Origin of the sequence: Streptomyces sp. HUAS 15-9 (assembly GCF_025642155.1) — a bacterium.
In the GTDB taxonomy this organism is placed as follows: domain Bacteria; phylum Actinomycetota; class Actinomycetes; order Streptomycetales; family Streptomycetaceae; genus Streptomyces.
The window spans coordinates 5,536,562-5,555,640 of the sequence record NZ_CP106798.1 but is presented as its reverse complement, the minus strand read 5'-3'; the positions used below and the strand labels follow the sequence as shown (position 1 = coordinate 5,555,640).

Below are 19,079 nucleotides of genomic sequence, written 5' to 3'. Positions count from 1 at the left end.
AACCGTGCAACCTCATTGGGGGACTCGGTCGTGCGGGATCGAAGGGGACTGAGCGGGCCGGGCCGATCAGGCGGGCGTTCGCTGCTCCAGGGCCCGTGGAGCGGGTGGTTCATGGCCGGGCGGGGTGGCCGAGCAGAAGACGCAGCGGTCCCCGATGACGTCGATGCCGCACCAGTGGCAGCTGTTCTGCCGTACCGAGGTGACCAGTTGGTACAGGACGGAGAGGTCGGCGAGGTAGCTGCAGAACTCGACGACCCGGCTCGTACCCCACCAGTGGGCGGACTCGGCGGCCAGCGGGACCTCGCGCAGCCCGTGCACGCTCCAGGCCTTGGAGAGGGTGCCGGTCCACTCGGACTGCAACTGGCCCTTGGCGACGAGCATCCAGGTGGCGAACTCGGGACCGGCCAGGGTGGCACCGGGTCCGATCCGCACGAGCCGCGGTTCGGGGTGGGCGAGGACGGCGAACTGGCTGCCGGGCACCCAGGACTTGGCATGCGCCTTCAGGCTCACCGGGACGCGGTCCAGTCTGGCGACGGAGCCGAGGACCGCGCCGGCGTGGATGTAGTGGGTGAGCAGCCGTCCCGCGGAGGCGAGGACGCCGGGGCTGAGGTCGCAGGAGGCGAGCTGTCTCAACTGGCGGGCCAGGACGGCGATCCCGAGCGGTGGCAGTTCGGGCCGGAACAGGGCTATGCGGTCGCTCTCCATGAGCGAGCGCAGGGTGTGCAGCCGCTGTGTCACGGCGGCCGGTACGGCCTGCGAGCACACGACGATCACATGCCCGTGCTGTTCGACGAGCCCCTGGAGTTCGGCGAGCGCATGTTCCAGCGGCCGCTTGTCGAGGTCCCGCAGTACGACGGCGGGCACGGTCCGTTCGTCCTGCGGCGGCAGCGCCATGTCGGCACTGGTCACGGCAATGGCAGTTGGCACGCGCAGCTCCCCGCTCTTCCCACCCGTCGGCCCACCGGTGTTACTCCAGTGCGCCGGAACGACTTCATTGCGTGACTACCTCAGCACTGTATCCACGGCTCCGTGACCGGAGAACAGCGTTTGGGTAGCTGGTCGGGATCCGTGTGTGCGCAAGCCCCGTCAAATCAGGACAGGTTGAGCATCCGACAGTTCCTTCATTTGGTCTGGACCTATTGACAGTCGGATTGGTCTGGACCAACTTGTTGTCATGCCCAGACAGAGACGACGCACACGAACCTGGTCGGCCGTCGCCGCCTTCTCGACGGCGGTGGCACTGGCGGGGATGTCCGGGGGACCGGCATCCGCCGCGGATGTGAACAACGTCAAGAACGCCGGCTTCGAGTCGGCCCTGAGCAACTGGACCTGCTCCGCGAACAGCGGTACGACGGTCTCCTCCCCCGCCCGCTCCGGCACGGCCGCGCTGAAGGCGACACCGGCCGGGCAGGACTACGCCCAGTGCTCCCAGACGGTGGCGGTGAAGCCCAACTCGTCGTACACGCTGAGCGCGTGGCTGCAGGGCGGCTACGCATACCTGGGCGTGACCGGTACGGGCACGACGGACGTGTCGACGTGGACCCCCGACTCCACGTCGTGGAAGCAGCTGTCGACCTCGTTCACGACGGGCGCGTCGACGACCTCGGTCACGGTGTACACGCACGGCTGGTACGGCCAGCCCGCGTACTACGCCGACGACGTGTCGGTGTACGGCCCCGACGGCGGCGGAGGCGGCGACCCGGCCCCGACGGTGCCGGGCGCACCGGCCGGCCTGGCCGTGTCCGGTACGACCTCCTCGTCGGTGTCGCTGTCCTGGAACGCGGTGTCGGGCGCGACGGGCTACAGCGTCTACCGCGAGGGCACGAAGGTGACCGCGGTGACCGGCACCTCGGCGACCGTGACCGGCCTGGCCGCCTCGTCGTCGTACTCCTTCCAGGTCACCGCGACCAACTCGGCGGGTGAGTCGCCGAAGTCGGCGGCTGTGACGGGGACGACGGCGGCGACCGGAGGCGGAGGCGGCGGGGGCGACCTGCCCAAGCACGCGGTGACCGGGTACTGGCAGAACTTCAACAACGGGGCCAGGGTCCAGAAGATCTCCGACGTGCCCTCGTCGTACGACATCGTCGCGGTGGCCTTCGCGGACGCCACCTCGACGCCGGGCGCAGTGACCTTCAACCTGGACTCGGCCGGTCTCGGCGGCTACACCGTCGACCAGTTCAAGGCGGACATCAAGGCGAAGCAGGCCGCCGGGAAGAAGGTCATCGTCTCGGTCGGCGGCCAGAACGGCACGGTGTCGGTGAGCGACCCGACGTCGGCCGCGAACTTCGCCGACTCCGTCTACTCGCTGATGCAGACGTACGGCTTCGACGGCGTCGACATCGACCTGGAGAACGGCCTCAACGCGACGTACATGACGCAGGCCCTGCGCGCGCTGTCGGGGAAGGCTGGCTCGTCCCTGATCCTGACGATGGCCCCGCAGACGATCGACATGCAGTCGACCTCGAACTCCTACTTCCAGACGGCCCTGAACCTCAAGGACATCCTCACGGTCGTCAACATGCAGTACTACAACAGTGGTTCGATGCTCGGTTGCGACGGCAAGGTCTACTCCCAGGGCTCCGTGGACTTCCTCACCGCCCTGGCCTGCATCCAGCTGGAGGGCGGCCTGTCCCCGTCCCAGGTCGGCCTCGGCCTCCCGGCCTCGACGAGCGCGGCGGGCAGCGGCTATGTCTCGCCGACCGTGGTGAACAACGCCCTGGACTGCCTGACCAAGGCCACGGCCTGCGGCACCTTCAAGCCGTCGAAGACCTACCCCGGCCTACGGGGCGCGATGACCTGGTCGACGAACTGGGACGCGTCCGCGGGCAACGCGTGGTCGAACTCGGTGGCCCCGCACGTGCACGCACTGCCGTAGCAGCGACCCGAAGGCGGTGGGACAAGGACCCCGGCGGCCCGAGTGGCCGCCGGGGGTCCGGGCTTTGTGGGCCTACGGCTCTCGGTGGCCGCAACCCTCGCAGTCGCAGGTGCCGAGCTCGAACCACACGGTCTTGCCCGGCCCGTCCTGATGGCAGCCCCAGCGGCGGGCCAGGGCGTCCACCAGGGTCATCCCCCGGCCGCTCTCCGCGATGCCCGCGTCGAGCACCTCGGGCGTTCGGCGGTCGGTGTCGGCGACCTCGCAGCGCAGGACGCCGTGGGAGGCCAGGAGGGTCAGCCGGAACGGGCTCGACGCGTGCCGCAGGGCGTTGGTGGCCAGCTCGCTGACCAGGAGCTCGGCCACGTCGACGACCTCGTCCCGCTCCGCGAGCCCCCACTCCTCCAGCTGCCTGCGGACAGCCGTGCGCGCCTCGCGGGCCGCCGAGGGCACGGGGTCGTACCCGACGCTCAGATGGCCGGCCCGTATGGGCGGCTGCGGATACGCGGCGTACTGAGGGCCGGGGTCCGGAAGGCTTCTCCCGGAAGGATGCAGCATGTTCTGAGGGTGCCCTCCCCGTATACCCGCTCACACGGGGAGGAATACCCGAATCCTTACCTGCGTCGCTCCGCCCGGCACCCGCGTATGCATGGATGCGGACATGCGTGCGTATCCGCGGGGGCCGCCGCCGCTACGCGTACTGGATGCGGACGGTCGATCCCTCGGCGTGGTCGCGCACGTCCACGTAGGCGCAGACCTGGCGGGTGAACCACAGTCCCTGTCCGGGCTCCAGCTCACCGGTGGGCGGCGGTACGAAGCCGGCGAGCGGGTCGGCGACGCGATGGGACAGGCGCAGCTCGCAGACGCAGGACGGGGCCCGGCCCCACAGCAGGGTGCCGGTGACGGGGCCGAGCGCGGCGGCCGCCTCGGTCACCGCCGTGGTGAACAACTCGGCATGTGCGGCCGGGAGCCGGTGCTGCGCCGACCACGCGCGTACGACCTCGGCGGCCGGGGCGGACAACGGGGTGGCGTCGTCGGGGGGCGGCGGCAGGGGTACGGCGTCCAGTTCGCGCACCAGGGCGGGCGGGGGCTCGTAGACGCCGGTGGCGGGGTGGGCCCGGCGGGCCGCCTCGACGAGGGCGAGGCCCGCGACGCGGGTGTCGTAGGCGCACATCGCGGTCGTGGAGAAGGGGGCGAAGAGGAGGTTCGCCAGGGATTCGTAGCGGACCCACTCGGCGGTCTCACGGGGCGAACTGCCCGCGCGGCCCGCCCAGTCCGGCTCCATCAGCAGGTGGATACGGCCGCCGGGGCCGGCGTGCGCGGCGAGGTAACCGGCGCTCTGCGCCACCGCGTTGGCGGCGGATCCGGTGTACCAGTCGGTGTGCGCGATGAAGCCGACCTTCCGGGCGTCGGCCCCCAGGGCGTCCCGCAGGAGGTCGAGACCGGCGGGGGCGACGATGGCCACGGGCGGTGGCTCGTCGGGCGCGGCCAGGCCCTCGGCGAGGAAGGGCAGCGCCGCCGCCACGAACTCGTCGTCCGAGCCGAACACCGCCATACGGTGGTCGAAGTCCCCCTGGACCGGGCCGGTGTGCGCGCGTGTGTCTGCACTCATGGGTTCCCCATCTGTCGTACGTCCCTCACGGTGGGAGTCATCAGCGCTGGGCCGTCACCCAGGCGGCGATCTGGCTGCGGTTGCTGAAGCCGAGCTTGCTGAGGATGCGCTCCACATGGCCCTCGGCCGTGCGGCGGGCGATGACCAGGCGGTCGGCGATCTGCTGGTTGGCCAGCCCCTCGGCGACGAGCTGGGCGACCTCGGCCTCCCGGCGGGTCAGCCGCGGGACCGCGGCCGGCTCCCGCCCCGCGCCGGTGTCCTCGGGGTCGTGCAGCACGTACGACACGATCTCGCCGAGGCCGAGCGAGGCGCCCCTGGCGTACGCCCGCTCGTACGTCCGCTGTCCCACCGCCGCGCGCACCCGCGTCTCGCAGTCGCGCCGGGCAGAGTTGAGGGCCTTCGAGCCCCAGCGGTCGCGGTCGATGTCGGACCAGACCCGGTCGGCGCCGCCGAGCAGCACGGCGGCGCGCTCGGCGGCCCCGGTCCCGTCGGCGAGCCGCGCCAGCAGGTCGAGGGTGAGTCCGATGCCGATGACGTCGTGCACATCGAGCTTGAGGCGCAGGGCCTGGCAGGCGTACGGCTCGGCGCGCCGCCAGTCCCCCCGCACCGTGTGGGCCAGGGCGAGGATGCGCAGCACGTACGAGCGCACCCATTCCTCGTCGTGCCGCTCGCACAGGCGCAGGGCGTCCTCGCAGACGGCGACCGCGCGGGTCGCCTCCCCCAGCAGGGCCAGGACGCAGGCGAGTTCGACCAGGTCGAGGCCGTGCAGGCTGAGGTGCTGGCCGGGGACCGGGCCGCGGGCGACGGTGCACTCGTAGTGGCGCAGGGCGGTGTGCAGGTCGTCGGCGAAGAGCTGGACGACGCCGATGACGTAGTCGGCGTGGGCCGCCTCGGCCGGGTCGCCGAGTTCCTGGGCCAGGGCGCGGGCCTCCTCGGCGCGGCGCAGCCCGCGGGTGAGGTCCTCGGGGCAGCCCGCCAGCAGACCGGAGATCCACAGGGCCCGCGCGCGTTCCCGGCTCGGTCCGGGGCCGGTGTCGAGGGCGCGGTCGAGCCAGTAGCGGCCCTCGCGGGGTGCTCCGCAGGCGTGCCAGTAGAACCACAGGGTGCCCGCGAGGCGCAGCCCGGCGAGTTCCTCGCCCGGTGTGGTGAGGCTGAAGTCGAGGGCGGCGCGCAGATTGTCCTGGTCGGCGCGGAGCCGGGCGACGATCTCCCGCTGGCCCGGCCCGAACCAGCGTCTCTCGTATCCGGCGGCCCGCTCCTGCATCCAGTCCCGCTGGCGGCACCGGGCGGCCGTCTCCTCGCCGTGGTGCTCGCGCAACTGGTCGAGGCCGTAGTGGCGCAGGGTGTCCAGCAGCCGGTAGCGCACCCCGCCGGGCCCGCTCTCCCGGCCGAGGACGGACTTGTCGACGAGCCCGGCGACGGCTTCGAGGACGTCGTACGGCACGATCCGCTCGCCGTCCGCGCACACCGCCTCCGCCGTCTCCAGGTCGAAGCTCCCGGCCAGCACCGACAGCCGGGCCCACACCGACTGTTCGCGCTCGGTGCACAGTTCATGGCTCCAGTCGACGGCGGCGCGGAGCGTCTGGTGGCGGGGCGCGACGGCGGGGCTGCCGGCGGAGAGCAGACGGTAGCGGTCGTCGAGACGGGCCAGGAGCTGTTCGATGCCGAGGACGCGCATCCGGACGGCGGCGAGTTCGATGGCGAGCGGGAGGCCGTCGAGGCGGGCGCAGAGGCGGGCGACGGCGGCGTGGTTGCCGGGGGTGAGACGGAAGCCGGGGACGACGGCGGCGGCGCGGTCGGCGAACAGGGCCAGGGCCGGGTGGGCCTCGGCGGCGGACAGGTCGCCGTCGGGGTCGGGGACCGGCAGGGGCCGTACCTCCATGAGGTGCTCCTCGGTGAGCCCGAGGCGATGGCGGCTGGTGGCGAGGATGCGGATGCCGGTGGTGCCGCGCAGCAGGGCGGTGGCGAGTTCGGCGCAGGCGGCCGACAGGTGCTCGCAGTTGTCGACGACCAGGAGCAGCCGACGGTCGCGGAGCTGTTCCACCAGGGCGTCCAGCGGAGGCTGGTCGGAGTGGTCGTGCAGGTCGAGCGCGTCGGCGGCGGCGAGCGGGACGAGCGCCGGGTCGTGCAGGCCGGAGAGCTGGACGTGGCGCACACCGTCCGGGAAGGCGCGCTCGACGCGGGCCGCGATCCGTCCGGCGAGGCGGGTCTTGCCGACGCCGCCGGGGCCGGTGAGCGTGACCAGGCGTGCCCTGGCCAGCAGTTCACGGCCCTGCGCCTGCTCGTCCCGCCGGTCGACGAAGCTGGTCGTCTCGACCGGCCGGTGAGAGCCGCGTCGCGGCGCTGATCCGCCCATGATCAGCCAGCCCTCCTGTTGGCCGGACCCCCCACTCTTGCCCGGGGGTGCGTGGGCTCGCACACCCTCATCACGCCAACGAGTGCTCTTTGGCCGGGGACACTCCGGCCGGCCGCCGCGCGCGTACACTGCCCGGCCGGTTCGGGCCGGTACGCGGACGGCGTGTACCGGTCGATCAGGAAGGAAGCCCGGTACCGCGGGTCAGCCGGTCACTCCTCGAAGTAGGCGTCCAGCACCGCGTCCAGCTGCTCTTCCCACTCCTTGAAGCGGCTCCTGGCCGTCGCCTCGATCTCGATCGGGAACCAGCGGCGGTCAGGAGTGTGCACCGTGACGGTGAAGCGCTTGCCGAAGCGGGGGGCCTCCGTCTCGACCGCGCCGATCTCGTCCCAGCGGAACTCGCAGGACTCCTCGTCGAGGGTGAGGCGGACGCCCTTGTGGTCGGCCACTATCTTGGCGCGACGGTCGGCGGCCTCGAAGACGGGACCCTCCGGGGTTTCCGGCTCGTCCGACTCCGCCGATTCCTCGGCCTCGTCCTCGGCCTCGTCGGTGGCGGCCTTTGCCGGTGCCGCATCCTCGTCCGACACCGCCGCCTCGGCCGTCTCGGCCTCCGCCTCGGCCGTCTCCGGCTCGGCGTCCTCCGGCTCCGCGGACCCTGGGGAGGTGAGCCCGGGGATGAAGGCCGGGTCGAATCCGGCGCCCTTCAGGGGCTTGCTGCTCGATCCTATGCGCTGCTCCACGGCGGCAGTATGGACGACATACCTGTGCCGGAACCAGCCGGACCACCCTTCACCCGGGTTCACCCCGATTGCTCGTCATCGGCCCTACTCGTCCATGAACACGATCCGCCGCGTCCGTCCCCCGTCGCCCGGCACCGGTGTCACCGCGGCCCGGCCGGCCGGCACCGCGCGCTCGCGGCCCCAGGCGCGGATCTCCTCGATCTGCTCGGGATTGCTGACGCTGAGCGGGCGTACCTGGGCGAAGGTGTCCATCACGTACGAGTCCTTCAGCTGGGCCACGCCGCCTCGGCGCACCGCCTCCTCGCCCACGTCGTGCAGCGCGGCCTCGATGTCGGAGCCGGCGAAGCCCTCGGAGAGGTCGACGAGCCGGTCCAGCCGGTCGGGGTCGAGGTCCGCCTGGAGATAGCGCCGGTGGTAGATGCGGATGATCTCCTTGCGGTCCTGGGCGTCGGGCAGGTCGACGAAGAACAGCTCGTCGAAGCGGCCCTTGCGCAGGAGTTCGGGCGGCAGGCTGCGGATGTCGTTGGCGGTGGCCACGACGAAGGCGCGGGACTGGGACTCCTGGAGCCAGTAGAGGAACTGGCCGATGATGCGCTGCGGCACGCCGGACATGTCGTCGCGGCCGGCCAGGCCCTTCTCGATCTCGTCGATCCACAGGACACAGGGCGCCACCCGGTCGGCCATGGCGAGCGCCTCCCGGAAGCGGCCCTCGGACTCACCGAGGTACTTGCCGTGGATGGAGGCCATGTCGAGCCGGTACAGCGGGAGTTTCCAGTCGTGGGCGATGGCCTTGGCGGACAGGGACTTGCCGCAGCCGGGGACACCGACCAGCAGCACTCCGCGCGGCGGCCGCAGGGCGGTGTTCCTGAGGTCGCGGGAGATCATGTCGTGCTTGCGCTCCAGCCAGGTGCGCAGACCGCTCAGCCCGCCGATGGCGTAGTCGCTCTGCCTGAGCTGCACCCTCTCCAGGCCGGTGAGGTCGCTGAAGATGCGGTCCTTGGCCTGGGCGAGGCCGAGGACGTCGTCGCGCCGGATGGAGCCCTTGGCGGCGATGGTCGCCATCAGGTTGACGCACTCCGCCTCGGTGACCCCGCTCAGGAACTCCGCGGCACGGCGGGCGTCCTCCTCGGTCCACTCGATGGGGATGTGGCCGTGGTGATCACCCAGGAAACCGCTGAGGATGCCGTACATCTCCTCGGAGTCCGGCAGGTCGAGACGCAGGCTCATGCCGAGGCGCTGCAGACCGCTCCAGATCGGCGTGTCCGTGATCAGCACGATGCTGCCCATGTTGCTGTCGGCGAGCCGCGCCAGCTCGGCGAAGTGCCGGGTGACCGGGGTGTCCGACTCCAGCTCGTCGGGGTCGACGAAGACGACGGTGGCGTTGGCGCGGCTGCCGAACTGGGCCGCGGCGAAGTCCATGGCACCGGTGAGCGAACGGTCGTCCTGCACGGGCGCGTTGGTGCGCAGATCGCGCAGTCCGGTGGCCCGGGTGTAGATCCAGAACGGCATGCTGCTGCGCCGGGACTGGGTCGCCGCCTCGCGCAGCAGCCTCAGGGCGCGCTGCTGCTCGATGGTGCGCATCGCGATGACCGGGACGCGGGCGGAGATATAGCTGTCGAGGTGGCTGAGGCTCTCGGCGTAGTTCGACATTCGGGCCTTCTCGGAGGGTGGATTGCGGGCGGCGGGGCGGCGGGGCCGCTCACCCGGGCACGATGCGCCGTCGCGACGGTGCCGCCGGGTCGTACGCCCAGCCGTCCTGGGTCGTCCGCACGGTGAGGGCTCCGGTCAGCGCGTTGTCCCGCAGGGTGCGGCGGCGGCGCTCGACGGTCCTCGGGTCCGCGCCGCGCCGGGCCTCGTGGTCCAGGTTCTGCTCCAACTGGGCCTGGACCTGCGGGATCTGGCGGTCGACGAGCTCGGTGAGCCGGGTGCGCAGGGACTCGGGCAGGCCGGGGTGGGCCGCCAGGGCGCGGACGGTGTGCAGGCCGGTGCGGGCCTGGGCGAGTTCACGGCCGTACGAGAACGCGTCCCGGGCCTGGTCCAGGGCGCGGACGAGGGACTCGGCCCAGGTGACGAGCCGGGTGTCCAGGGCGGTCGTGAGGTGCTCGGCGAGGCGTACCCAGGTGTCGGCGTCGTACTGCTCCTGGACGAGCGCGGGCAGCGTGGCCGGGTCGGCGGGTTCCAGGGCGGCCCAGCGGCGCAGGAAGCCGACCCAGGCCTGGTAGGCGCCGCCGTCGCCCCACAGCCCGCTCACGATGTGCTGCCCGGCCGGCGTACGACGGTCTCGCCGGGCGGCAGCGGCTCCCAGTCGGGCAGCCCCTCGACGACCCGCCGGAGCCTGCTGGTGACCCGCTCCCGCTGCGGGCGGCGCTGGGCGGCCCAGGGTGAGCTCTGGGCGCGTGCGCCGTCGGCGGAGGCGGCCCACGGAGAAGCCGCGGGCGTCTGGCCGGGTTGCCCGGTGGCCGCACTCCACGGCGCGGCCGGAGCCTCCGCCGGTGGGGCGGTCGCCGCCCACGGCGAGTCGGCCGGCGGTCTGTACGACGGCGGTGGGGTGGGGTCGGGCTGGGCGGTGGGGGGCGGGGTGCTCATCGGACGGTGTCCTCCTCGGGCTTCACGGACTCGTTGGCCTCGGGCATCTTGGCCTCGGACTCCTTGCGTACGGTGCGGCCCTCGAACGGCGAGGCGCCGCCGCCCGCCGTCGGCAGCGTGGCGATCAGCTCGCGGACCTTGGCCTCGACCCGGTCGGCGTCCCGGAACTTCTCGTACCAGTCCGTCAGCTCGGCCGAAGCGGCCCGCAGGTGGTGCAGCGACTCGGTCTTGGCGCGGGCCAGCAGCTCACGCGCCGCGTCCTGGTTGCGCTGGGCGGTCTGGGAGCCGTTGTGGAGGACCAGGCCCCAGACGATGCCGACGATCGCGGCGGCGCCGAACGCGAAGCCGGGGAAGAAGCCGACGAAGAACAGCAGGATGCCCGCGATCACCGCGATCAGCGGCGCGGCCTTCTTGAGCCAGGGGTAGCCGAGCGCGTCGACGAACGGGCCGGTGTAGTGGTCCCAGTGGTCGCCGAGCGCCTTCTCGAGGGTGGCCAGCGGCTGGGTGAACGAGCCGATCCACGGCGGCAGCTGGAAGGTCTGCGCGCCGACGCTGTGCGCAGTGCCGAACTGGGCCTGCACATCCTGCGGCACGGCCGCCCGGTAGTCGCGGGTGTGGCCGGCGTGCGCCTGCTGGAACCACTCGTGGCAGGCGGCCACGGCCAGCCGCTGGGTGGCCGGGGAGGTGCCGATGGCCTGCGGATTGAGGGCCGCGGTGGTCTGCACGGTGAGGTAGTCGAGGGTCTCCTCGTACGAGGCGGCGTCCGCGTCGGCCGTCTGCCGGGCGGCACCGAGGTCGCCGTCGTGGTCCACGACCGCCTGGTTGAAGGCGAGGTCGCGGCGCAGCGGCAGCTCCTCGTTGTCGTACTCGGAGACCAGCCGGTCGAGGATGTCGTCGACGGCGTCCTCGATACGCTCGGACGGCTCGAACTCCCGCTCCATGATGGCCCTGTACTTGTCCAGGAGGGCCGTCTGCCCGCGCGCGGCGGACAGCACGCCGTCGAGGGTGACCCACTGCGGCGAGACGGCGGCCAGCCGCGGGAACTCGCCCTGGCTCGACGGCGCGCGCAGCGTGTCGATCTCGTCGCGCCACCGCTTGATCTGCCGGGCCTGCGCGTCCGCACTGTCCATCAGCTGGGCGCGCCACTCGGCGAGGGTGCGGTCGAGCAGATCACGGCCGACGAGTCCGAAGGCGCCCTGCGCGATGGCCTCCAGGATGACGGCGAACTCACGCCCGAGGGCGGCCGGGTCCTGGGCCAGCAGATAGTGCCGCAGCCAGCGCACCGCCGACTCGGACCGGCCCTGGCGGCGCAGGACGAGCGCGAAGAACAGCGAGGTGCGGTCGGGCGAGCGGCGGAACGCCTCGTCGACGGCGCGGTCGCACAGCTGCCGGTCGTCGGCCGACCAGGAGGCGAGCGCGACCAGGGCGGGCGCCAGCCAGTAGCGGGGCGTCTGGATCATCAGCTGGTCGCTGACCATCCGGACGTTCTCCTCGGAGACCAGGCCGACGTCGAAGGCCTGGAGCATGCCGACCGCGGTGCGCCGGACCGTCTTGTGATGGCCGAACTCGTGGTCGATCTTGTCCTCGATGGCCCCGATCCGGGTCTCGGCGCGCTGCACGTTCGCCGTGGACTCGGCCTGTCTGACGAAGGCCAGGAACTCGTCCCGCAGCTGCTGGAGCTCGGTGCGCGTCTGCTGCTGGTTGGACTCGACCGTGGAGACCTGGCCGGACACCGAGCCGACCTGTTCGCTGAGCCTGATGACGAGGTTGCTGACTTCCTGCACCTTGCGGTGCAGGGCGAGGTCGACCTCGGACATGCGGGAACTCCGTTCGCGTGCTGCGTCTGGGGGTGTGGAGCGTGGGGGCGGCACCGGCTCAGGGCCGTACGACCGTGCCGTCGTCGAGTACGGGCAGGATCAGGCCGTCGGCGTACACCTCGACGTAGGCGTAGCCGCCGGAGCGGGCGAGCATCCGGGCCGCCGAGAACGGCTCGGGCATCTGCTCGGCCGGGGCGAAGTGCCGCACGATGACATGGAACAGGTTGAGCTGGTGGTCGACGTACGGCGGGCCCAGAAAGCAGCGGGCGACGAAGCCGAGCGGCACGGAGCCGTACGACGTCGTGTACTGCTCCCGGACCCAGTCCGCGAGCGAGCGGCTCGCCTGTTCGTCGAGGCCCGCGTCGAGCCGGCGCACGGCCTCCAGCAGGGGTGCGGAGCGTGGCCCGTAGAGCTCGCGGCGCGCGATGCCGGGCGCCGGAGCGGCGGGTGCGGAGGGCGCGTGCGACTGTCCGGTGCCGAGTGTGGGCCGCACGATACGTCGCGGACGTTCGGTGTACCCCATGTGTCCCCCGATGTCATGGGTGGTGTTACCAGGAGCAAAGTTTAGTGACGTCACGTCAAGAGTGCGAGCTCGAAGCACAATTGACACACTCGGACCCATGGGAAGGATCAAGGCGCTCCTGGTCGGGGTCGACGACTATCCGGAATCCGTGGCGACACCACTGGGTGGCTGCGCCAACGACGTTGCCGCGGCACACCGGCTGCTGACCGATCTCGCGGGCGAACGGGCCGACGTCATGGTCCTGTTGGACGACGAGGCGACGGTCGACGCGGTGACGGACGCGGTCGTACGGCACTTGGGCGCGGCGGGCGACGGGGACACCGCGCTGCTGTGGTTCTCCGGACACGGCACCCAGCGGGAAGCCACCGGCGACGACCTGCTGATCGAGGCGACGGGGCTCAACCAGGCCCTGGTCTGCGTGGACGGCCCGCTGCTGGACAAGCGCCTGGGCGCGCTGCTCGACACGGTGGCGGCCGGGGGTGGGCAGGTGGTGGCGGTGTTGGACTGCTGTCATTCCGGGGGTGCCTCGCGCGACGCGGAGTTGACGGCGCGGTACGCGCCGCCGTTGCCCGCCTGGGACTTGGGGGCGCGTGACACGCAGGGTTCCCGCACCCCTCCCCGGCATCTGCTGCTGGCCGCGTGCCGGCTCGACCAGCAGTCCTTCGAGGGCTGGTTCGACGGGGTGCGACAGGGTGCGTTCACGCGCGCGCTGGTTAGCGCGGCCCGCGCGGCCGGGGACGACGCCACCTGCCGGGAACTGCTGGCGGCGGCCGCGGTGGGTGTGCAGCGGCTGGGGAGCGGGCAGCGGCCGGTGCTGTACCCGGATCTACCGGGCGGCGCGGTGGACCGGCCGTTCCTGGGAGGCGGGGCGGGCAGGGCGCCGAGTCCGCATCTGCTGAGCCACGGGCCGGACGGCTGGGAGGTGGACTGCGGCAGCGTGCACGGTGCGGGGGCCCGGGGGACGGAGTTCGCGGTGGTGGACGGGGAGCCGGGACGATCCGTCGTACAGGCGTGGGAAGTGGGGGTGGGCCGGACGCTGGTCACGCCCGTCGGGTGGGTGCCGGAGCAGGAGCGGGTCTATCCGGTGGAACTCTCGGCGGTCGCGCTGCCGCCCGGGACGGTGGCGGTCGACGGGTCCGCCGCGGCCGTACGGGAGCTGGCCGAAGCCCTCTCGGACGCGCCACTGGTGCGGTTGGTCGACGGGCCCGAAGACGCCGGTGATCTGCACTTCCGGGTGCGGGTACGGGACGGTGCGGCCCAGGTGCTGCGGCGCGACGGCACGGCGTTCACCGAGCCTGTGCCGTACGGGGGCGGTGCGGACGCGCGACGTGTCGTGGACTGTCTGACGCACCTCACCCGCTGGCACCAGCTGCGCGACATGACTCCGCGGCCCTCGCTGCTCGACGAACTGGTACGGGTGGAGATCACTTCCTGGGGCTCCGACGAGCCGCTGCGACGTGACGCCGCCGGGGAGATCGTCTGTGCGTATGCGGACGGGCAGGCGCCCTGGGTCTCGATCCGGCTGCACAACAGCTCCCCCGACCGCACGCTGTGGTGCCTGCTGCTGGATCTGACCGACAGCTACGCCTGCCATTCCCTCCTGTATCCCGGGCACTTCATCGGTCCCGGGCGTACGGGCTACGCGCTGGACGGCGAGCCCGTGCAGCTGTCGTTGCCGCGCGGCCGTGCGGCAGTGCCCGGGGCCGAGGGGTGGGACTGGCTCAAGCTGATCGTCGCGGAAGGGGAGTTGAACACACTGCCGTTCCAACTGCCCGCCTGGGATCCCTGGACCCCCTTTGGCATCCGCGACCTGGGACCGGTCCCCGGGGGCGGGCCCGGCCGCTGGACCACCGTCACCCTCCCCCTGCGCACACTCGTGCCAAAGCCGATCAGCGGCCCAGGTGGGTGAACCCCGCCCACGCGCTCAGGTCGTGCGGATCGATCCGGCGGGCGCGGTCGGCCAGGGCCGGAGGGAGTTCGGCGGGCAGTGCGCGGTCGGGGTCGATCATCCACAGCTGGGCCCGGCGCAGTGCCTTCGCCGGGGGTTCGCCGTGGGTGCGCAGGAAGTGGTGGGTGAGGAACATCAGGACCGAGGTCGCCTCGTCGGGGACCGGCCACAGTGAGCCGACGACCGAGCGGGCGCCCGCGACGAGGAAGGCGGTGGCGAGGCTGTAGGCCTCGTTGTGGCCCCGGCCGGAGACATGGCTGCGGCAGGCCGCCAGCAGGACGAGGGCCGGGCCGCCACCGTCCCCGGCACCCGCGCCGGTGATCTCCTCGGCCGCCAACTGGCCGTCGCTGAGGGAGAGATACGAGCTGCGGCGGGCGTTCGCGGCGACGGAGGCGTGGCAGGCGAGGTGCAGCACTCCCCCGTCGGCACCCTCGCGCAGCCAGTCCAGCACCTCGCCCGGGGTGCCCGTGCCGTCCGCCGGGCCGGTGCCGCGGCGGCCGAGGAAGCGGCCCTGGGGATAGAAGGCGCGCTGGACGGCGTCGGCCTCCTCGCCCGCGTAGTGGAGGTCGCCGGTGGGGTTGCCGACGACCAGCGCGCCGCCGGTGTGGTCGGTGGCGGGCCGGGCGGCCACCTGGCACAGGAGCCGGGCGGAGGCGGCGTAGGAGATCTCGGCGGCCTGGAGGGCGTACTGGCGCCCGCGCGGGCCGCCCGACTCCCACGCGGCGTGCCAGGGGACCAGGCCGAGCGTCCCCATGGGGACGAGGACGAGCCGGGGCAGCCGGCCCCGCGGCATCTCGAAGGCCTCCAGCAGCGGGCGCATGGCGGCGTACCAGGCCCAGCCGCACAGACGGTCGAGCTGTTTGCGCAGGGAGGGCGGGGCCGCGGCGAACACGGAGCCGGGGACCGGGCCGAGGTCGCGGGTGAGGACGCCCGCGGGGGCGTACTCCTTCAGCGGCGCCGCGTCCTGAGAGAGCGTCGGCAGGGGTACGGCGTGCACCGTGCCGCTGGACGTGACGACCAGGGCGGTGCCGGGCGCGTCGTCGGAGGACGGGACCAGGTAGACCAGGGCGTCCTTGGCGAGTGCGCGCAGGGCCCCGGCGATCTCGTCGGGGGCGGGCGGGTCGAGGAGCCGGGCCGCGAGGGGGGCGCCGGCCTCTGTGTCGGTGAGCGCGGTGAGGACGCGGCGGCGCAGGGTGCTGGGGACGGCGAGGGGCGCGCGCGCGGCCGTCAGCGGGTCGGTCGGCCGGTCGGCGGCGTCCGCGCCCGTGGCCCGCCATTCCTCGGCGAGGTCGGCCCGGCCCGCCGAGGTGAGGAGGTCGGGCACGGTGGTGGAGGTCAGCGCGGCGTGCAGGACCAGGCCGCGGCAGGCGTCGAGGGCCTGGAGCGCCTCCTCGGGACGGTCGTCCTTGAGGCACCAGCCGGCCACCTCCAGCGCCGAGCGGGTGGCGTGCGCGGCCGCGAGGGCGGCGTGGTCGGTGCCGGACTGGAGCAGGGCGGCCCAGGCGTGGCCGCGCAGGGACGTCAGGCCGAGGGTGCGGGCGGAGGCGCGGTCGCGGCGGTGGAGGTCGTCGCGGGTGCGGTGGGCACGGGCGAGCGCGAGGCCGATCTCGGCGTACAGGCGGTGTTCGGGCCCGCCCGCCTCGGCGAACCCGCGCTCCAGGAGCTCGATGCCCCGGGCCAGCCGCTCGCGGCGCCGGACGCGGTCGAACTCCAGGCCGGACAGGGCGCAGTGGGCGATGCCGAGGCAGTGGCCGTATCTGAGGCGGCTGTCACTGCCCGGCTCGGACAGCTCGTGGGCCTCCTTGAGCAGGCCGATCGCCTCCACGATGCCGGATCCGTCCATGGCGGCCCCGGCCCGGGTGAAGCGGGTGATGCCGGCGTCGCCGAGCACCCAGGCGCGGTGGTCGCGGGGCAGTCTGCGGGCCTGGCGGCGCAGTTCGGCCGCGCCGGGGCGGCCGGGCAGCGGTGGCAGGGGCGGGGCACCGAGGGTGCGGGCGAGGTTGTCGCGGGCGGCGCGGGCGTTCTCCAGGGCGGTGTAGATCTCGATGCGGGAGGGGTCCTCGTCGCTCATGGCGGCGTGGCCCTCGGTGAGCGCGGCGATGTGCCGGTCGGCGGCAGCCAGGTCGCCGCGCTGGACGGCGGTGTGCGCGTCGAAGCCGGCCTGCTGGAGGTCCATCATGCGGCGCAGATGTGCGGGCAGGGCGGGGTTGTCGCGCAGCCGGCGCCAGGTCCGGGCGCCCGCCTCCATGTCGTCGGCGGCGCCGCCGGTCTGGCCGCGCTGGGTCTGTGCCATGAGCCGGGCCATGGCCAGGCCGTAGCCGCCGTGGCCGTCCGTCTCCGGGACGCCGGCCTCCTGCGCCCGGTCGAAGTGGGCGAGCACCTCGTCGAGGCCCGCGCCGGTGCCGACGGTCGTCTCCTCGTGCAGCCGGGCCATGCCCGCGACGACGTGGGCCTGCCCGCGCCAGGCCGGGTCCCGCTCGGCACGCTCGAGCACCGCTTCTGTCAGCTGCCGCCGGTGTTCGGCGGTGACATAGGTGCCCTCCGGGTCGACGACGGTGAGGTTGCACAGCATCATCGCGGCGAGCTGGGCCCGGCCCGCGCTGCCCGGTTCGGCGCCGCGCAGCTGGGCGAGTGCCTTCTCGAAGCTCTCGATACGGCGTTTGCGGCCGGTCACGTCCCGTTCCATGCCGCGCAGGAACTCCTCCTCGCCGAAGTCGAGGAAGGCGCGTCCCTCGCGCAGGTCGTCGAGCATGGTGTCGACGGTCCCGCGGAACGCCTCCGCGTCGAGGCCCTCCGGGAGTCCGTCGTCGGTCCGGGCGAGGAGTCCGTGCTCGGCGAGGGTGAAGCGGGCCCAGCCGTCCAGCATGAGGGCCGACTGCGTCAGTTCATGGTTGTCGAGCCGTCCGTCATGGTTGCCGTGCCGGCCGTTCAGGAGCCGTCCGGCGGCCTCCAGGACGTCCTGGGCCCGGCGCGGGTCCGGGTCGTCGTGATAGCGGGCCTGCTGGAGGAGGGCGAGGAACAGGGCGGGGGGCGCGATCTCGCCGTCGCGGTCCTGGTCCCACTCGGTGACGGCCCGCCGTATCAGCACGATCCCGCGGTCCCGGCCCTCGGCGTCGTCGCGCTCGGCGGCCCGCTCGTACAGCAGCCGTCCGAACGCGTCGAGGTACTGGGGCAACAACTGGGCTTCGGCGCCGGGACGTTCGAGCAGCCGGCGCAGTTCGACCTCGGCGGCGAGGGCGTGCCCGACGTCCTTCCAGGTGGACCAGATCACGGCGCGTACGAAGATGGCGTTGACCTCGGCCTCGAAGGCCCAGTCGGGCTCGGGGCCGCCTGCCCTGCGGGCCTCGGTGAGGGCCGTGTCGAAGGCGTCCCGGGCCGTCTCCAGCTCCTCCTGGTCGCCGCTGGCCCGGCCGTGCAGCATGGTGGCGATGCCCATGCTGTGGCGGATGTGCGGGAGGTCGGCGGGCCCGGCCACGGCGAGCACGGCGCGGTAGTGCGCGGCCGACTCGGCGGCGGCCGCCAAGTCGCCGTACAGCCGGGCTCGTTGCAGATGGAGGAAGCCCAGTGCGGTCCGCAGATCGGCCTCCTCCTCGCCGTCCGGTTCCACGTCGTCCAGTGCGTCGGTGTGGCGGCGCAGGGCCTCGTCGAGGGCGTCCGGGTCCGGGGCGGCGAGGTAGCGGGTCTTGGCGCAGACGGCGAGCAGATACCGGCCCCACGCCCGCTCGTTGCCGAAGTCGGGGTCGTCGGACGCCAGCCCGTCGACCCCGTCACGCAGCAACTCCCAGCCTTCGTCGAGGAGCCGGCGCTGCCCCTCCGCCTCGTACTGCACGGCCCGCAGATGCCCGAACCGGATTCGCCAGGCCGACCACACCGGCTCCACGCCGGGCCTGCGGAAGGCGTGCTCGAACGCGTCGACGGCCAGGGCGAGTTCCTCGTCGTCCTCGCCCCGGGCGCGCAGCAGATACAGCCGGTGGCTCAACTCGCCCGCGTATCCGCACATGCCGGGCGCGTCAGGGTCGCCGGAGGACAACTGGGCCAGCGCGTCGAGCACTTGGTCGCGCTCGGCGGCCAGCTCTTCGAGGAGGTCGTCGGTCACAGAGCCCATACTGCCCGGACAGGGCCCGTCGGGTTCGCGTCCCGGTCGGTCAGCCGAGTACGGCCAAGGCGTCCATCTCGATCAGCAGACCCTCGGGAAGACCGACGTACACCGTCGTACGAGCGGCCGGAGCCTGCGTGAGCCCCTGCTCCTCGAAATAGGCGTCGTAGATCTCGTTCATCTCCGCGAAGTGCGCCGTGTCCGTCAGATGGACGCGGAGCATCATCACGTCGTCCCAGCTCGCGCCGCCCTCCTCAAGGACCGCCTTGACGTTGACGAAGGTCTGGAGGGTCTGCTCGCGCAGGGTGGGTCCTGCGGGCGTGGGGGGCCTGCCCTCCTCGGCCGGGAGGAAGCCGACCTGACCGGCCACCTGGAGGATGTTGCCCTTGCGCACACCGAACGAGAACTTGGCGGGAGGGGTGCCGTGGGTCTTCGGGGTGAGTGCGATCTTGTCCGTCATGCGGGTCCTACCTTTCAAGGGTGGTTGCTCTGGTCATTCGTAAGATCGGAGGGCCCAGGGGTTCTCGGTATG

Annotated in this window: 14 protein-coding genes; 2 read left to right on the top strand and 12 right to left on the bottom strand. The window is 72.8% G+C overall.

The window, feature by feature from the left end; all coding sequences use genetic code 11:
* Positions 1 to 66 precede the first annotated feature (66 nt).
* Positions 67 to 927 (bottom strand): hypothetical protein, encoded by an 861-nt coding sequence (locus N8I87_RS25745; RefSeq protein ID WP_411577284.1) that lies wholly within the window; start codon positions 925 to 927, stop codon positions 67 to 69.
* A gap of 247 nt (positions 928 to 1,174) precedes the next feature.
* On the opposite strand from N8I87_RS25745, the gene N8I87_RS25740 reads away from it, so the two are divergent.
* A complete protein-coding gene (locus tag N8I87_RS25740) occupies positions 1,175 to 2,875 on the top strand; it encodes a chitinase (RefSeq protein ID WP_263212131.1) in 1,701 nt (566 codons plus the stop codon).
* A gap of 72 nt (positions 2,876 to 2,947) precedes the next feature.
* On the opposite strand, the gene N8I87_RS25735 is transcribed toward N8I87_RS25740, so the two are convergent.
* The 9 genes from N8I87_RS25735 to N8I87_RS25695 form a co-directional block, all read right to left on the bottom strand.
* Positions 2,948 to 3,430 carry an ATP-binding protein gene (locus N8I87_RS25735; protein ID WP_263212130.1) on the bottom strand — a complete coding sequence of 161 codons (483 nt, stop codon included), beginning with the start codon at positions 3,428 to 3,430 and terminating at the stop codon, positions 2,948 to 2,950.
* Positions 3,431 to 3,563: 133 nt separating this feature from the next.
* The gene (locus N8I87_RS25730; RefSeq protein ID WP_263212129.1) at positions 3,564 to 4,484 is read right to left on the bottom strand and encodes an MEDS domain-containing protein; all 921 of its coding nucleotides are present in this window, start codon (positions 4,482 to 4,484) and stop codon (positions 3,564 to 3,566) included.
* A gap of 40 nt (positions 4,485 to 4,524) precedes the next feature.
* Positions 4,525 to 6,840: an ATP-binding protein gene (locus N8I87_RS25725; RefSeq protein WP_263212128.1), complete on the bottom strand. Its 2,316-nt coding sequence runs from the start codon at positions 6,838 to 6,840 to the stop codon at positions 4,525 to 4,527.
* A 209-nt stretch (positions 6,841 to 7,049) separates the two neighbouring features.
* A complete protein-coding gene (locus tag N8I87_RS25720; RefSeq protein ID WP_263212127.1) occupies positions 7,050 to 7,577 on the bottom strand; it encodes a hypothetical protein in 528 nt (175 codons plus the stop codon).
* Positions 7,578 to 7,661: 84 nt separating this feature from the next.
* A complete protein-coding gene (locus N8I87_RS25715) occupies positions 7,662 to 9,227 on the bottom strand; it encodes an AAA family ATPase (protein ID WP_263212126.1) in 1,566 nt (521 codons plus the stop codon).
* 49 nt (positions 9,228 to 9,276) lie between these two features.
* Entirely contained in the window at positions 9,277 to 9,828 is a 552-nt protein-coding gene (locus N8I87_RS25710) for a hypothetical protein (protein ID WP_263212125.1), read from the bottom strand.
* Entirely contained in the window at positions 9,825 to 10,163 is a 339-nt protein-coding gene (locus tag N8I87_RS25705; RefSeq protein WP_263212124.1) for a hypothetical protein, read from the bottom strand. The genes N8I87_RS25710 and N8I87_RS25705 overlap by 4 nt, the downstream gene beginning before the upstream one ends.
* Positions 10,160 to 11,980, bottom strand: coding sequence for a hypothetical protein (locus N8I87_RS25700; protein WP_263212122.1), 1,821 nt, complete (start codon positions 11,978 to 11,980; stop codon positions 10,160 to 10,162). The genes N8I87_RS25705 and N8I87_RS25700 overlap by 4 nt, the downstream gene beginning before the upstream one ends.
* A 58-nt stretch (positions 11,981 to 12,038) precedes the next feature.
* Positions 12,039 to 12,503, bottom strand: coding sequence for a hypothetical protein (locus tag N8I87_RS25695; RefSeq protein WP_263212120.1), 465 nt, complete (start codon positions 12,501 to 12,503; stop codon positions 12,039 to 12,041).
* A 97-nt stretch (positions 12,504 to 12,600) separates the two neighbouring features.
* Here N8I87_RS25695 and N8I87_RS25690 point away from each other — a divergent pair, with 97 nt between their 5' ends.
* Positions 12,601 to 14,412, top strand: a complete 1,812-nt coding sequence (locus N8I87_RS25690) for a caspase family protein (RefSeq protein ID WP_263212119.1) — start codon at positions 12,601 to 12,603, stop codon at positions 14,410 to 14,412.
* Here N8I87_RS25690 and N8I87_RS25685 read toward each other — a convergent pair.
* Positions 14,393 to 18,547 carry a CHAT domain-containing protein gene (locus tag N8I87_RS25685; RefSeq protein ID WP_263212117.1) on the bottom strand — a complete coding sequence of 1,385 codons (4,155 nt, stop codon included), beginning with the start codon at positions 18,545 to 18,547 and terminating at the stop codon, positions 14,393 to 14,395. The two genes, N8I87_RS25690 and N8I87_RS25685, sit on opposite strands and share 20 nt — an antisense overlap.
* Before the next feature lie 49 nt (positions 18,548 to 18,596).
* Positions 18,597 to 19,007, bottom strand: coding sequence for a RidA family protein (locus N8I87_RS25680; RefSeq protein ID WP_263212115.1), 411 nt, complete (start codon positions 19,005 to 19,007; stop codon positions 18,597 to 18,599).
* Positions 19,008 to 19,079 lie beyond the last annotated feature (72 nt).

Bases quoted from the DNA above. Each gene is read 5' to 3' on its own strand.
- N8I87_RS25705 (WP_263212124.1), bottom strand. From the start codon at position 10,163: ATGAGCACCCCGCCCCCCACCGCCCAGCCCGACCCCACCCCACCGCCG.
- N8I87_RS25735 (WP_263212130.1), bottom strand. From the start codon at position 3,430: ATGCTGCATCCTTCCGGGAGAAGCCTTCCGGACCCCGGCCCTCAGTAC.
- N8I87_RS25730 (WP_263212129.1), bottom strand. From the start codon at position 4,484: ATGAGTGCAGACACACGCGCGCACACCGGCCCGGTCCAGGGGGACTTC.
- N8I87_RS25700 (WP_263212122.1), bottom strand. From the start codon at position 11,980: ATGTCCGAGGTCGACCTCGCCCTGCACCGCAAGGTGCAGGAAGTCAGC.
- N8I87_RS25715 (WP_263212126.1), bottom strand. From the start codon at position 9,227: ATGTCGAACTACGCCGAGAGCCTCAGCCACCTCGACAGCTATATCTCC.
- N8I87_RS25695 (WP_263212120.1), bottom strand. From the start codon at position 12,503: ATGGGGTACACCGAACGTCCGCGACGTATCGTGCGGCCCACACTCGGC.
- N8I87_RS25690 (WP_263212119.1), top strand. From the start codon at position 12,601: ATGGGAAGGATCAAGGCGCTCCTGGTCGGGGTCGACGACTATCCGGAA.
- N8I87_RS25740 (WP_263212131.1), top strand. From the start codon at position 1,175: ATGCCCAGACAGAGACGACGCACACGAACCTGGTCGGCCGTCGCCGCC.
- N8I87_RS25725 (WP_263212128.1), bottom strand. From the start codon at position 6,840: ATGGGCGGATCAGCGCCGCGACGCGGCTCTCACCGGCCGGTCGAGACG.
- N8I87_RS25680 (WP_263212115.1), bottom strand. From the start codon at position 19,007: ATGACGGACAAGATCGCACTCACCCCGAAGACCCACGGCACCCCTCCC.